Source organism: Bacillus sp. N13C7 (genome assembly GCF_026790065.1).
Classification (GTDB): Bacteria; Bacillota; Bacilli; order Bacillales; family Bacillaceae; genus Bacillus.
The window spans coordinates 229,872-243,465 of the sequence record NZ_JALAMO010000001.1 but is presented as its reverse complement, the minus strand read 5'-3'; the positions used below and the strand labels follow the sequence as shown (position 1 = coordinate 243,465).

Below are 13,594 nucleotides of genomic sequence, written 5' to 3'. Positions count from 1 at the left end.
GCACTTTTTGTTTGCCTGCAAAATGCAGTCAAAATGAGTTGTGAATCAATTCGAAGAAACTATGGAGGTGGCTCATTATTAGCAAAGATCAATTGGTTAATGAGGGTATCCGTGCACGTGAGGTCCGTTTAATCGGACAAAATGGCGACCAGCTTGGAATCAAGTCCCGTCAGGAAGCACTTGAAATCGCCGGCCGCGCAAATCTTGACCTGGTGTTAGTTGCAGCGAATGCAAAACCGCCTGTCTGCCGAATCATGGACTACGGTAAGTTCCGATTTGAGCAGCAGAAAAAGGAAAAAGAAGCACGCAAGAATCAAAAAATCATTAACTTAAAAGAAGTTCGGTTAAGTCCGACAATCGATGAGCATGACTTTAACACGAAATTGCGCAATGCGATTAAATTCCTTGAAAAAGGCGATAAAGTGAAAGCTTCTATCCGCTTTAAAGGACGCGCAATCACTCATAAAGAAATCGGTCAGCGTGTGTTAGACCGTTTTTCTGAAGCATGTGCTGAGGTTGCGACTGTCGAAACAAAACCAAAAATGGACGGCCGCAGCATGTTCTTAATGCTCGCGCCGAAAAACGAAAAGCAATAAGGAGGAAATCCCATGCCAAAAATGAAAACTCACCGCGGATCTGCTAAACGTTTTAAAAAGACAGGTTCTGGGAAGTTAAAACGTTCTCACGCGTACACAAGTCACTTATTCGCCAACAAATCTCAAAAGCAAAAGCGTAAGCTTCGCAAGAGTGCTGTTGTAAGCGCAGGAGACTTCAAACGTATCAAACAAATGCTTGCTAACATCAAGTAATCGGATAAGGAACAATTAGGAGGGAAATTTAATGCCAAGAGTAAAAGGCGGAACTGTTACACGTAAGCGTCGTAAAAAGGTTCTTAAATTAGCAAAAGGTTATTTCGGTTCAAAACATACATTATACAAAGTAGCTAACCAGCAGGTCATGAAATCTGGAAACTATGCTTTCCGTGACCGTCGTCAGAAAAAACGTGATTTCCGTAAGCTTTGGATCACTCGTATCAATGCAGCTGCTCGTATGAACGGTCTTTCTTACAGCCGTTTAATGCACGGTCTTAAGCTTTCTGGTATTGAAGTAAACCGTAAAATGCTTGCTGATCTTGCTGTAAATGATCTTACTGCATTCAATCAGCTTGCTGATGCTGCTAAAGCTCAATTAAACAAGTAATCATATAGGGCCGCTCTCCAGCAGAGCGGCTTTTTTATATAAAGGGTGAGGCAACATGATTATCGCTGTCTATTTGGTACTGATCAATCTTTGCGGATTTTGGGTGATGGGCGTTGACAAACGAAAAGCGCAGCAGCACAAATGGAGAATTTCCGAAGAGCGGCTGTGGCTGATTGCGTTCGTGTTTGGCGCGCTCGGGATCTGGCTTGGCATGCAAACCTTCAGACATAAAACGAAGCACGCGTCTTTTCAATACGGAGTGCCGCTTCTTCTGGTGATTGAAGCGATCTTTATCGTCATTTATTACAGCCCGTTTGATTTATAAAAAGCAGAAAAGCGTTTTAACGCTCTTCTGCTTTTTTTGCGAGTTTAATGGGCTGGTCCCAGTCAATCTTACAATTCGGATAACGTTCCAGCACTTTTTCTTCAATGTTCTCAAAATCTTTTGCAGAGAAATGTTTCAGCTTCTCAGGAGATTCTGTCCAGACAAAGATCGTGTGGATAAACAGCGGGTGGTCCTTGGAAGGAATATGCTTTTCTCCTTCAAAAAGCACGCCTTTATACGTCAGCTGAAAATTCTTTCGGGTATTGTTTTGTTCATCGATAATATAAAAATGTTCTTTTGATTGGGCCAGCTTAAGCCTTCTCTTTGGATTCGCGACAAATTTGACCACGGCATAAATACAATAAGCAAAAAGTGCAAGCAAAATAATCCTTAGAACCATGACAAACATTGTGTGAAGGCACCTCCCTTATGGTGATGATCTGATGTAATACGAAGAGCATAGAAAAAGGTTTCACTTTTTCTAAAAGAAAGTTCTAAAAACATATACCCGATTTTCAAGTGAAATAGTCGTATGGTTAGCGCCAGGTTTTGTATAATAAGAATGCAGGACTGATGAAGGAGGGTTTTGGAACATGGCAAAATTAGATGAAACATTGACCATGCTGAAAGATTTAACAGATGCAAAAGGCATACCGGGCAATGAAAGAGAAGTAAGGCAAGTGATGAAATCATACATAGAGCCATTTGCTGATGAGGTGACAACAGATCGTCTTGGCAGTTTAATTGCCAAAAAAACGGGTGCAGAAAATGGCCCTAAAATTATGATCGCCGGGCATTTAGACGAAGTGGGCTTTATGGTGACGCAAATCACGGATAAAGGCTTTATCCGTTTCCAAACTGTTGGCGGCTGGTGGGCTCAGGTCATGCTGGCTCAGCGTGTTACCATCGTCACGAAAAAAGGGGAAATCACAGGGGTTATCGGTTCTAAGCCGCCTCATATTTTATCTCCAGAAGCGAGAAAAAAATCAGTGGAAATAAAAGACATGTTTATTGATATTGGAGCTTCAAGCCGAGAAGAAGCCTTGGAATGGGGTGTACTTCCGGGAGACATGATCGTACCTCATTTTGAATTTACGGTGATGAACAATGAAAAATTCCTATTGGCAAAGGCATGGGACAACCGCATCGGCTGTGCGATTGCCATTGATGTGTTAAAAAATTTACAAAACACAGATCATCCAAACATTGTGTATGGCGTCGGGACTGTTCAGGAGGAAGTCGGCCTCAGAGGAGCGAAAACGGCTGCCCATGCCATTCAGCCTGATATTGCGTTTGGTGTTGATGTAGGCATAGCAGGAGACACGCCTGGCATTTCCGAGAAGGAAGCGCAAAGCAAAATGGGCGAAGGGCCGCAGATTATCGTGTACGATGCGTCTATGGTCTCTCACAAAGGTTTGCGTGATATAGTTGTGGCTACCGCAGAGGAAGCGGGCATTCCGTATCAATTTGATGCCATTGCCGGCGGCGGAACAGATTCGGGAGCCATCCATTTGACGGCAAATGGCGTGCCTGCACTCTCCATTACCATTGCAACCCGCTACATTCATACGCACGCGGCTATGCTGCACCGTGACGATTATGAAAACGCGGTAAAATTAATTACAGAAGTCATCAAGAAGCTAGACCGGAAAACGGTCGATGAGATTACGTACCAATAAAGATACGGAGGAATCTGCCTTCCAAGGCAGATTCTATTTTTTTGTCTGTACAAATTAAGGCGGAGTGACTACAATAAAGATGATACCGAAAATGTCCTGAACATGACGACATACGATACGCCGCTCATTTGTAAGGAAAGGAGGGTAAAACAATATATTTGTAAGCGCTTTCTGATTTAAAGGAGGTTAGAAAAGTTGAAAAAGAAAAAAACATGGAAACGCTTCTTTCATTTTTCGAGTGCCGCTCTGGCTGCTGGCTTGATATTCACTTCCGCTGCTCCTGCAGAGGCCGCATTTTGGGGGTCATCCAATGAGCTGCTTCACGATCCGACCATGATCAAAGAGGGGAGCTCGTGGTATGCGCTTGGCACAGGGCTTACGGAAGAACGGGGGCTGCGGGTGTTGAAGTCTTCAGACGCAAAAAATTGGACCGTACAAAAGTCCATTTTTAGCACACCGCTATCGTGGTGGTCCAATTATGTGCCGAATTACGAGCCAAACCAATGGGCGCCGGACATCCAATACTATAACGGAAAGTACTGGCTGTATTATTCTGTTTCTTCTTTTGGAAGCAATACATCTGCCATCGGCCTGGCATCTTCAACAAGCATCAGTTCAGGGAGCTGGAAGGACGAGGGCTTGGTGATTCGTTCGACAAGCTCAAATAATTATAACGCCATTGATCCGGAGCTGACATTCGACAAGGATGGCAACCCGTGGCTTGCATTCGGCTCGTTTTGGAGCGGTATTAAGCTGACCAAGCTTGATAAGAATACGATGAAGCCGACAGGCTCGCTCTATTCGATTGCTGCCAGACCGAATAATGGCTGGGCGCTTGAGGCTCCTACTCTTACGTATCAAAATGGCTATTACTATTTAATGGTCTCATTTGATAAATGCTGTGACGGTGTAAACAGTACGTACAAAATTGCTTATGGAAGATCTAAAAGCATTACAGGCCCTTATCTTGATAAAAGCGGAAAAAGCATGCTGGAAGGCGGGGGCACCATTTTGGATTCCGGGAATGACCAATGGAAAGGACCCGGAGGCCAGGATATTGTAAACGGAAACATTCTTGTTCGTCATGCCTATGACGCCAATGACAACGGCATTCCGAAGCTTCTCATCAATGATTTGAATTGGAGTTCGGGCTGGCCGTCCTATTGAGTGAAAAAGCCGGGCAGCGCCCGGCTTTTTTTAAAAGAAAAGATTGACAGTATAATAGTCAGTTACTATAATGAAATTGTTCGTACAAATTAATAGTTATTGATTTATTTTTTATTATTAGTACGTATCTTTTGTAATGTATGAAAGCGTTTTATTTTATAAGAAAGGGGCAGTTTACATGCTTCAGACAAAGGATTATGAATTCTGGTTTGTAACAGGAAGCCAGCACCTATACGGGGAAGAGACGCTGGAACTGGTGGATCAGCATGCGAAAAGCATTTGTGAGGGGCTCAGCGGGGTTTCTTCCAGATACAAAATCACGCATAAGCCTGTCGTCACTTCACCGGAAACCATCAGACAGCTGTTAAGAGAAGCGGAGTACAGTGAGACATGCGCCGGTATCATTACATGGATGCACACATTTTCTCCCGCAAAAATGTGGATAGAAGGCCTTTCCTCTTATCAAAAACCGCTTATGCATCTGCACACTCAATATAATCGCGATATCCCTTGGGGTACGATTGACATGGATTTTATGAACAGCAACCAATCCGCACATGGCGATCGTGAATACGGTTATATCAACTCGCGAATGGGTCTGAACCGGAAAGTCGTCGCCGGCTATTGGGATGATGAAGAAGTGAAGAAAGAGATTTCCCAGTGGATGGATACGGCGGCTGCATTAAATGAAAGCAGACATATTAAGGTTGCCAGATTCGGAGATAACATGCGTCACGTCGCGGTAACGGATGGAGACAAAGTGGGGGCGCATATTCAATTTGGCTGGCAGGTTGACGGATATGGCATCGGAGATCTTGTCGAAGTGATGAACCGCATTACGGATGACGAGGTTGACACGCTCTATGCGGAGTATGACAGGCTTTATGTGATCAGCGAGGAAACAAAACGTGACGAAGCAAAGGTGGCGTCCATTAAGGAACAGGCGAAAATAGAACTTGGCTTAACCGCTTTTCTTGAACAAGGCGGATACACAGCTTTCACGACATCATTTGAAGTGCTGCACGGAATGAAGCAGCTGCCGGGACTTGCCGTTCAGCGCCTGATGGAGAAGGGCTACGGGTTCGCCGGCGAAGGAGATTGGAAGACAGCGGCTCTTGTGCGGATGATGAAAATCATGGCCGAAGGAAAAAGAACGTCCTTTATGGAAGATTATACGTACCATTTTGAACCGGGAAATGAGATGATTTTGGGTTCGCACATGCTTGAAGTGTGTCCGACTGTTGCCTTGGATCAGCCGAGAATCGAGGTTCATCCGCTTTCTATAGGAGGCAAGGAAGACCCAGCACGTTTTGTATTTAACGGCATCAGCGGTTCAGCCATTCAAGCAAGCCTTGTTGATATCGGGGGGCGTTTCCGCCTTGTTTTGAATGAGGTCAACGGTCAGGAAATTGAAAAAGACATGCCGAATCTGCCGGTAGCCCGTGTTCTCTGGAAACCGGAGCCGTCATTGAAAACAGCGGCGGAGGCATGGATTTTAGCAGGCGGCGCACACCATACCTGCTTGTCTTATGAACTGACAGCAGAGCAAATGCTCGATTGGGCGGAAATGGCGGGGATCGAAAGTGTGCTCATTTCCCGTGATACGACGATTCATAAACTAAAACACGAATTAAAATGGAACGAGGCGCTTTACCGGCTTCAAAAGTAGAGAGGGGGATGTCACTTGGCTTACACAATAGGGGTTGATTTCGGAACTTTATCAGGAAGAGCGGTACTCGTTCATGTTCAAACAGGGGAGGAACTGGCGGCTGCTGTGAAAGAATACAGGCACGCTGTCATTGATACCGCCCTTCCAAAAACAGGCCAAAAGCTGCCGAGGGACTGGGCGCTGCAGCATCCGGCGGATTACCTCGAAGTCTTGGAAACAACCATTCCGTCTATACTCGAACAGACGGGCGTTGAACCGAAAGACATTATCGGGATTGGAATTGATTTTACGGCCTGTACGATCCTGCCTGTTGACAAGTCAGGGCAGCCGTTATGCATGCTGCCGGAATATGAAGAGGAGCCGCATAGTTATGTGAAGCTCTGGAAGCATCATGCGGCCCAAAAACATGCTGATCGGCTCAATCAAATTGCGGAAGAAGAAGGAGAAGCTTTTTTGCAACGGTACGGAGGAAAAATTTCCTCTGAATGGATGATTCCTAAGGTTATGCAGATTGCCGAAGAAGCGCCTCACATTTATGAAGCGGCTGACCGGATCATCGAGGCTGCGGACTGGATCGTGTACCAGCTGTGCGGCTCGCTCAAGCGAAGCAACTGTACAGCGGGGTATAAAGCGATATGGAGTGAAAAAGCGGGATATCCGTCAGATGATTTCTTTGACAAATTACATCCTTTAATGAAAACGATTACAAAAGACAAATTAGCAGGTTCTATTCATTCAGTGGGCGAAAAAGCAGGCGAATTGACAGAAAAAATGGCACAGCTCACAGGCCTTCTTCCGGGGACGGCTGTTGCGGTTGCCAATGTTGACGCCCATGTTTCCGTGCCGGCAGTCGGCATCACAGAGCCAGGGAAAATGCTGATGATTATGGGAACCTCAACGTGCCACGTTCTTCTAGGCGAAGAGGTGCATATCGTGCCTGGTATGTGCGGTGTCGTGGATAACGGGATTCTTCCCGGCTATGCGGGATATGAAGCCGGGCAGTCCTGTGTTGGCGATCATTTTGACTGGTTTGTGAAAACATGTGTACCTCAAGCGTATCAAGAGGAAGCAGAGGAAAAAAACATGGGCATTCATGAGCTGCTGAGCGAGAAAGCAAACCTTCAAGCGCCGGGTGAAAGCGGTCTGCTTGCTTTGGATTGGTGGAATGGAAACCGTTCAACTCTTGTTGATGCTGATTTAACAGGAATGCTGCTTGGCATGACGCTGCTGACGAAGCCTGAAGAGATTTATAGAGCGCTAGTTGAAGCGACAGCTTACGGAACCCGGATGATTATCGAAACGTTCAAAGAAAGCGGAGTTCCGATCGAGGAGCTGTACGCAGCCGGCGGAATAGCTGAGAAAAACCCGTTTGTCATGCAGATTTATGCGGATGTGACAAACATGGACATTAAAATCTCTGGTTCCCCGCAAGCCCCTGCCTTAGGATCTGCCATTTTCGGCGCGCTTGCCGCAGGTAAAGAAAACGGCGGATACGACGACATCAAAGAGGCAGCGGCGCACATGGGAAAACTGAAAGATATTTCTTATTCGCCAAACGCCGAAAACGCTGTGGTGTATGAAAAATTATACGCTGAATATAAAGAGCTGGTTCACTATTTCGGAAAAGAAAACCATGTCATGAAACGTCTGAAAACAATTAAAAATCTTCAATTTTCATCTGCCGCCAAAAAGAATTGATAAAGGGTGATGGAGCATGCTTGAAACATTAAAAAAAGAAGTGCTGGCTGCCAACCTGAAGCTTCAAGAGCATCAGCTGGTAACCTTTACGTGGGGAAATGTCAGCGGCATTGACCGTGAAAAAGGAAGAATTGTCATCAAACCTAGCGGAGTCGAATACAGCGACCTGACAGCAGATGACTTGGTTGTTTTAAACCTTGAAGGAGAGGTCGTCGAAGGCTCGCTTAAGCCTTCTTCAGATACGCCCACCCATGTTTATTTATATAAAGCCTTTCCGAATATCGGGGGAATTGTCCATACCCATTCTCAATGGGCGACAAGCTGGGCGCAATCGGGCAGAGACATTCCGCCATTAGGCACGACACATGCTGATTATTTTGACAGCGCGATTCCGTGTACAAGAGAAATGTATGATGAAGAAATCATTCATGACTACGAACGGAATACAGGAAAAGTCATAGCAGAAACCTTTCAGCATCATAACTACGAACAGGTGCCGGGTGTACTCGTGAATAATCACGGCCCGTTCTGCTGGGGCACGGACGCCTTAAACGCCATTCATAACGCAGTCGTATTAGAAACGGTTGCGGAAATGGCTTATCACTCCATTATGCTGAACAAGGATGTAAATCCAATCAATACAGTCCTTCATGAAAAGCATTTTTATCGAAAACACGGAGCAAATGCGTATTATGGACAGTCATAATTCTGCTGTGGCACCGGCAGGCATTCTGATTGACTTGGACGGTACTGTATTTAGAGGAAATGAGTTGATAGAAGGGGCAAGAGAAGCGATCAATACACTCCGAGAAATGGGGAAGAAAATCGTTTTTCTAAGCAATCGGGGGAATATTTCCCGTGCCATGTGCAGAAAAAAACTTCTCGGCGCGGGGATAGAGGCGGATGTAAGCGATATTGTTTTGTCGTCAAGTGTCACAGCAGCTTTTCTGAAAAACCATTATCGTTTTGCAACGGTGTGGGTGCTTGGAGAACAAGGTTTGGTTGACGAGCTGAGGCTGGCTGGCGTGCAGCAAGCGAACGAACCGAAGGAAGCGGATTGGCTTGTGATCTCCCTTCATGAAACGCTCACGTACGAAGATTTAAATCAAGCCTTTCAAGCGGCCGCGGGCGGAGCTCGTATCATTGCTACAAACAAAGACCGCTCCTTTCCGAACGAAGACGGCAACGCCATCGATGTGGCCGGAATGATTGGAGCGATAGAGGCTTCAGCTCAAGCGAAAACGGAGCTTGTTGTCGGAAAGCCGTCATGGCTGATGGCGGAGGCCGCCTGTACAGCAATGGGGCTGGCCGCACATGAATGCATGATTATCGGAGACAGCATTGAATCAGACATTGCGATGGGGAAGCTTTATGGCATGAAAAGCGCCTTAGTGCTGACCGGTTCTGCGAAACCGGGTGAACAGCGTTTGTACACACCGGATTATGTGCTGGAGTCTATTAAGGATGTAACCAAATTAGCTGAGGAGGGGATTCTGTTATGAATCGTATCGCAGCTGACGTTCAGCGTGCTTTTGAACAAGCCGGAGAAAAGACGTTTCCTATCGAAATGGAAGAAATTGCTCTTGAAAAACAAGCAGCCGATTCGCTTTTAGAGTATGTAAAAAGAAAAAATTACAAACAGATCGTGCTAGTGTGTGACTCGAATACACATCGCATTGCAGGAATTGATTTGGAAGACCGCTTGAATCAAGAAGGATTCCAGGCCAAATGCCTGATTATTCCGGAAAATGAAGCCGGAGATGTAGTGGCTGATGAACGATCGCTCATTCATGCACTGATCCATACGAAAAAAACAACAGATGTCATGATCGCAGTCGGCTCGGGCACGATTCACGATATCGTGCGCTTTGCGGCGTTTCAGAGGAATTTGCCGTTTATTTCCTATCCGACTGCTCCATCAGTAGACGGATTTACATCAGCCGGGGCGCCAATTATTTTATACGGAACGAAAACAACCATTCAAACAAAGGCTCCGTCTGCGCTGTTCGCTGATCTGGATCTATTAAAAGCGGCACCCCAGTCAATGGTGGCGGCGGGGTTTGGTGACATGCTCGGTAAAATCACGTCTTTAGCTGATTGGGAAATCTCCAGACATCTTGCAGGCGAGCCTTATTCTCCCACAGGGGCTAAGATCGTTCAGGAGGCGCTTGATGCCTGTATCGCACACACAGAAGACATTGCGATGAAAACCGAAACAGGCATACGGGTTTTAATGGAGTCTTTAATTGTATCGGGGCTTGTCATGCTGGCCTTAGATCATTCCCGCCCGGCATCAGGCGGAGAACATCATATTTCTCACTGGATTGAGATGGAATTAATGGAGAAAAACCGTCCTCAGATTCTTCATGGGGCAAAGGTGGGCTGTGCTGCTGTTTTATTAACTGACACTTATAGAAAACTCGCTCAGGATGACGGGCTAAACGAATTTTCTCCGGGCCGTCGGGAAGCCATTCAATCGGCTTATGAAACGCTCCCGAAAGGAGAAGTGCTGGCCGATTGGCTGAGATCAGCCGGAGGCCCTGCGTCTTTTGGCGAAATCGGTGTCGGGCAGGATTCCGTCAAGAATGCCTTTAGACACGCCCACACCTTAAGAGACCGCTGCACCGGATTAAGAATTATCAATGAAAACAAAACGCTGATCAATCATGGTCTATATGAATAGCCCGCACCTCGAATGGAAGGGGTAACGCAGATGAAAAAAATGACTGCCTGTTTTCTTGTGCTCATGATGCTGCTGACATTAATCATTGCTGGGTGTTCAGCAGAACGATCATCCGGAAAATCGGGTGAAACTGAGCTGACCTTTTGGACATTTAACGGACTTCATGAGCAGTTTTATGTGGAGATGGTGAAGGAATGGAACAAAAAAAATCCTGACCGCAAAATTAAGCTGAATACGGTTGTTTATCCGTATGGGCAAATGCACGATAACTTGTCGATCTCCTTAATTGCGGGAGAAGGCGTTCCTGATATTGCCGATATCGAATTGGCCCGTTTTTCAAACTTTTTGAAGGGCTCTGATATTCCGCTTGCCGACCTGACTCCGCTGATTGAAAAGGACCGCGATAAATTCGTTGAGGCGCGGCTTACCCTGTACAGCAAAAACGGCAAGCTTTATGGGCTGGATACGCATGTAGGGACGACAGTCATGTTTTATAACATGGATGTGATGAAAAAAGCTGGCGTCAATCCTGATGATATTAAAACATGGGATGATTACCATAAAGCCGGACAGAAAGTGCGCAAAGTAACCGGTAAGCCGATGGGAACGGTAGAAACGAACGATTCCGGAACGTTCTTATCCATGATTTCACAGCAAAACTCAGGCTATTTTGATAAAAACGGCAAGCTGATCCTCAATAATGACACCAACGTCAAAACACTTCAATATTTAAAAGACATGATCAATGATAAAACGATGATACCTGCGCCGGGCGGCGGGCATCACAGTGAAGAATATTACGGCTTTATGAACCAAGGCGGGGCCGCTTCCGTTCTGATGCCGATTTGGTATATGGGAAGATTCATAGATTATATGCCTGATCTGAAAGGGAAGATTGCCATCAGGCCGCTTCCGGCATGGAAAGAGGGGGGCGACCGTTCAGCAGGTTTGGGCGGTACGGCAACTATTGTGCCGAAGCAAGCCAAGCATGTTGAATTAGCAAAAGAGTTTTTGGCTTTTGCGAAGGGCTCTAAAGAAGGAAACAAAAAGCTCTGGAGTGTACTCGGATTTGACCCGCTTCGCTGGGATGTCTGGAGCTCCAATGAATTGAAAGAGAAAAACAAATACACTGATTATTTCCAAAACGGAACAGGCATTTTTTCTGTGCTGCTCGATATCAAGGATGAAATCAATCCGATTTATTTACATGAGGATTTTGCCAAGGCTTCAGACCTTGTCAACAGAAGCGTATTGTTCGACGCACTTAAATCTCAGCAAAAAACGCCTAAACAAGCCTTGGACAGAGCGGCAGGTGAACTGAAACAGAAATAGAATCCCATTCAAAAAGTGAAAGCGGGGAGGTTCTCATGAAACCTGTGAAAACGGGAACGGTTCATCCCGTTCCTTCAGCATCGAAACAATCAGGCTGGCGAGATCTGTTTTATTCGAAAAAAGCGGCGCCCTATCTGTTTACAGCGCCTTTCATTTTATCCTTTCTCGTATTTTTTCTATACCCCATCATTAGTGTCTTCATCATGAGCTTTCAAAGAATATTGCCGGGAGAGGTGACGTTTGTCGGATTGTCCAATTACACTGCGCTAAACAATCCGACGTTCTATACCGCCCTTTGGAATACGCTGGAATACACCTTTTGGACGCTGATCGTGCTGATTCCTGTCCCATTGCTTCTGGCCATATTCCTGAATTCAAAGCTGGTCAAATTCAGAAATATATTCAAATCAGCGTTATTCATCCCGGCATTGACCTCCACCATTGTGGCGGGAATCATTTTTCGGCTGATCTTCGGAGAAATGGAAACGTCTCTGGCCAATTCCATCTTACTCAAACTTGGCTTTTCACCTCAGAACTGGATGAACAATGAACATACCGGCATGTTTCTGATGGTGCTGCTTGCTTCGTGGAGATGGATGGGAATTAACATCCTATACTTTTTGGCCGGTTTGCAAAATGTGCCGAAAGAGCTGTACGAAGCCGCTGATATTGACGGAGCGAATACGATGAAAAAATTTATGCACATCACGCTTCCATTCCTCAAGCCTGTTACTGTATATGTGCTGACCATCAGCATCATCGGCGGATTCAGGATGTTTGAGGAAAGCTACGTCCTTTGGCAGAATAATTCCCCGGGTAATATCGGTCTGACGCTTGTCGGATATTTGTATCAGCAGGGGCTTGCTTACAATGAAATGGGCTACGGAGCGGCCATCGGCATTGTGCTTTTGATTGTGATCCTTGTTGTCAGCCTGATTTCATTAAAGCTGTCAGGCTCGTTTAAGGGGGAGGGATAAATGTTGCGGCACAGTCCTCAGTTTAGCGTTTACAGAATCGCGCTGACCCTATTTTTTATGATGCTGAGCCTATTGTATATTTTTCCGATTTTCTGTTTGCTTTTAGGATCATTAAAGCCGTCATCTGAACTTTTGCGTGTCGGGCTGAATCTTGACATTGATCCTAAGGTGATGAGTCTTGATAATTATACATTTCTGTTTAACGGCGGCAGCATTTATTTCAAATGGTTTTTTAACAGTCTTGTGCTTGGGCTTTTCACGACCGTGCTCACTTTGTTTTTTTCTTCGATGATCGGGTACGGGCTTGCAGTTTATGATTTTAAGGGAAGAAATATCATCTTTGTTCTTGTGCTGATTATTATGATGGTTCCGCTTGAAGTGATGATGCTTCCTCTGTTTAAGCTTACAGTCGGACTGCACTTGATCGATTCATATACAGGTGTCATTTTGCCGTTCATCGTTTCACCTGTTGCTGTTTTCTTTTTCAGGCAATATGCGCTTGGTCTGCCCAGAGATCTGCTCGACTCTGCAAGGATGGACGGCTGTACGGAATTCGGCATCTTTTTCAGGATTATGGCGCCGCTGATGAAACCGGCTTTTGGAGCGATGATCATCCTTCAGTCCTTAAACAGCTGGAACAACTTCTTATGGCCGCTGATTGTGCTTCGCTCGAAAGAAATGTTTACGCTTCCAATTGGGCTGTCCAGCTTGCTGAGCCCATATGGAAACAACTATGACATGCTCATATCCGGCTCAGTATTTGCCATTTTGCCGGTCATTATCATTTTCTTGTTTTTCCAAAAGTACTTTATCTCCGGCCTGACGGTAGGGGGAGTCAAAGGTTAATGAAGGAGGAAACGTGTG

The 13,594-nt window shown here is 45.7% G+C and carries 15 protein-coding genes and 1 other annotated feature (1 of these 16 running past the window's edge); of the genes, 14 read left to right on the top strand and 1 reads right to left on the bottom strand.

Translation table 11 applies throughout. From position 1 onward, the window contains the following. Nucleotides 1-16: a sequence feature (ribosomal protein L20 leader region), on the top strand (it extends 115 nt beyond the left edge of the window). Nucleotides 17-74: 58 nt separating this feature from the next. Genes infC through MOB98_RS01240 form a run of 4 tightly spaced genes read left to right on the top strand, consistent with a single transcriptional unit; the run spans nucleotide 75 to nucleotide 1,525 of the window. Further along, nucleotides 75-596 carry a translation initiation factor IF-3 gene (infC, locus tag MOB98_RS01255; protein WP_010886591.1) on the top strand — a complete coding sequence of 174 codons (522 nt, stop codon included), beginning with the start codon at nucleotides 75-77 and terminating at the stop codon, nucleotides 594-596. A gap of 12 nt (nucleotides 597-608) precedes the next feature. Then, nucleotides 609-809, top strand: coding sequence for a 50S ribosomal protein L35 (rpmI, locus tag MOB98_RS01250; RefSeq protein ID WP_003222418.1), 201 nt, complete (start codon nucleotides 609-611; stop codon nucleotides 807-809). A 31-nt stretch (nucleotides 810-840) separates the two neighbouring features. Continuing rightward, the gene (rplT, locus tag MOB98_RS01245; protein WP_003222420.1) at nucleotides 841-1,200 is read left to right on the top strand and encodes a 50S ribosomal protein L20; all 360 of its coding nucleotides are present in this window, start codon (nucleotides 841-843) and stop codon (nucleotides 1,198-1,200) included. Nucleotides 1,201-1,255: 55 nt separating this feature from the next. Beyond that, nucleotides 1,256-1,525: a DUF1294 domain-containing protein gene (locus tag MOB98_RS01240; RefSeq protein ID WP_268359035.1), complete on the top strand. Its 270-nt coding sequence runs from the start codon at nucleotides 1,256-1,258 to the stop codon at nucleotides 1,523-1,525. A 16-nt stretch (nucleotides 1,526-1,541) separates the two neighbouring features. Here the strand turns inward: MOB98_RS01240 and ysdB are convergent, their stop codons facing one another. After that, complete coding sequence (gene ysdB, locus MOB98_RS01235; protein ID WP_268359037.1) at nucleotides 1,542-1,934, bottom strand: sigma W pathway protein YsdB; 393 nt, start codon at nucleotides 1,932-1,934, stop codon at nucleotides 1,542-1,544. A gap of 184 nt (nucleotides 1,935-2,118) precedes the next feature. Here ysdB and MOB98_RS01230 point away from each other — a divergent pair, with 184 nt between their 5' ends. The 10 genes from MOB98_RS01230 (at nucleotide 2,119) to araQ (ending at nucleotide 13,576) form a co-directional block, all read left to right on the top strand. Then, nucleotides 2,119-3,204 (top strand): M42 family metallopeptidase, encoded by a 1,086-nt coding sequence (locus MOB98_RS01230; RefSeq protein ID WP_268359039.1) that lies wholly within the window; start codon nucleotides 2,119-2,121, stop codon nucleotides 3,202-3,204. Between the two features lie 195 nt (nucleotides 3,205-3,399). Next, a complete protein-coding gene (abnA, locus tag MOB98_RS01225) occupies nucleotides 3,400-4,371 on the top strand; it encodes an arabinan endo-1,5-alpha-L-arabinosidase AbnA (protein ID WP_268359040.1) in 972 nt (323 codons plus the stop codon). A gap of 178 nt (nucleotides 4,372-4,549) precedes the next feature. Further along, nucleotides 4,550-6,040: an L-arabinose isomerase gene (araA, locus tag MOB98_RS01220; protein ID WP_268359042.1), complete on the top strand. Its 1,491-nt coding sequence runs from the start codon at nucleotides 4,550-4,552 to the stop codon at nucleotides 6,038-6,040. 15 nt (nucleotides 6,041-6,055) lie between these two features. Further along, nucleotides 6,056-7,738, top strand: coding sequence for a ribulokinase (araB, locus tag MOB98_RS01215; protein WP_268359045.1), 1,683 nt, complete (start codon nucleotides 6,056-6,058; stop codon nucleotides 7,736-7,738). 16 nt (nucleotides 7,739-7,754) lie between these two features. Further along, a complete protein-coding gene (gene araD / locus MOB98_RS01210) occupies nucleotides 7,755-8,444 on the top strand; it encodes an L-ribulose-5-phosphate 4-epimerase (protein ID WP_268359047.1) in 690 nt (229 codons plus the stop codon). Continuing rightward, nucleotides 8,422-9,240 (top strand): HAD-IIA family hydrolase, encoded by an 819-nt coding sequence (locus MOB98_RS01205; RefSeq protein WP_268359120.1) that lies wholly within the window; start codon nucleotides 8,422-8,424, stop codon nucleotides 9,238-9,240. Before araD ends, MOB98_RS01205 begins: the two co-directional genes overlap by 23 nt. Beyond that, the gene (gene egsA / locus MOB98_RS01200) at nucleotides 9,237-10,421 is read left to right on the top strand and encodes a sn-glycerol-1-phosphate dehydrogenase (RefSeq protein ID WP_268359050.1); all 1,185 of its coding nucleotides are present in this window, start codon (nucleotides 9,237-9,239) and stop codon (nucleotides 10,419-10,421) included. Before MOB98_RS01205 ends, egsA begins: the two co-directional genes overlap by 4 nt. A 30-nt stretch (nucleotides 10,422-10,451) precedes the next feature. Next, nucleotides 10,452-11,753 carry an ABC transporter substrate-binding protein gene (locus MOB98_RS01195; RefSeq protein WP_268359052.1) on the top strand — a complete coding sequence of 434 codons (1,302 nt, stop codon included), beginning with the start codon at nucleotides 10,452-10,454 and terminating at the stop codon, nucleotides 11,751-11,753. A 35-nt stretch (nucleotides 11,754-11,788) separates the two neighbouring features. After that, nucleotides 11,789-12,730: a carbohydrate ABC transporter permease gene (locus MOB98_RS01190; protein ID WP_268359054.1), complete on the top strand. Its 942-nt coding sequence runs from the start codon at nucleotides 11,789-11,791 to the stop codon at nucleotides 12,728-12,730. Continuing rightward, the gene (gene araQ / locus MOB98_RS01185) at nucleotides 12,731-13,576 is read left to right on the top strand and encodes an arabinose ABC transporter permease AraQ (protein ID WP_268359056.1); all 846 of its coding nucleotides are present in this window, start codon (nucleotides 12,731-12,733) and stop codon (nucleotides 13,574-13,576) included. Nucleotides 13,577-13,594: the final 18 nt, after the last annotated feature.

Coding starts and splice junctions, on each gene's coding strand:
- MOB98_RS01240 (WP_268359035.1), top strand. CDS start 1,256: ATGATTATCGCTGTCTATTTGGTACTGATCAATCTTTGCGGATTTTGG.
- ysdB (WP_268359037.1), bottom strand. CDS start 1,934: ATGTTTGTCATGGTTCTAAGGATTATTTTGCTTGCACTTTTTGCTTAT.
- egsA (WP_268359050.1), top strand. CDS start 9,237: ATGAATCGTATCGCAGCTGACGTTCAGCGTGCTTTTGAACAAGCCGGA.
- araA (WP_268359042.1), top strand. CDS start 4,550: ATGCTTCAGACAAAGGATTATGAATTCTGGTTTGTAACAGGAAGCCAG.
- araD (WP_268359047.1), top strand. CDS start 7,755: ATGCTTGAAACATTAAAAAAAGAAGTGCTGGCTGCCAACCTGAAGCTT.
- MOB98_RS01230 (WP_268359039.1), top strand. CDS start 2,119: ATGGCAAAATTAGATGAAACATTGACCATGCTGAAAGATTTAACAGAT.
- rpmI (WP_003222418.1), top strand. CDS start 609: ATGCCAAAAATGAAAACTCACCGCGGATCTGCTAAACGTTTTAAAAAG.
- MOB98_RS01190 (WP_268359054.1), top strand. CDS start 11,789: ATGAAACCTGTGAAAACGGGAACGGTTCATCCCGTTCCTTCAGCATCG.
- rplT (WP_003222420.1), top strand. CDS start 841: ATGCCAAGAGTAAAAGGCGGAACTGTTACACGTAAGCGTCGTAAAAAG.
- MOB98_RS01195 (WP_268359052.1), top strand. CDS start 10,452: ATGAAAAAAATGACTGCCTGTTTTCTTGTGCTCATGATGCTGCTGACA.
- araQ (WP_268359056.1), top strand. CDS start 12,731: ATGTTGCGGCACAGTCCTCAGTTTAGCGTTTACAGAATCGCGCTGACC.
- MOB98_RS01205 (WP_268359120.1), top strand. CDS start 8,422: ATGCGTATTATGGACAGTCATAATTCTGCTGTGGCACCGGCAGGCATT.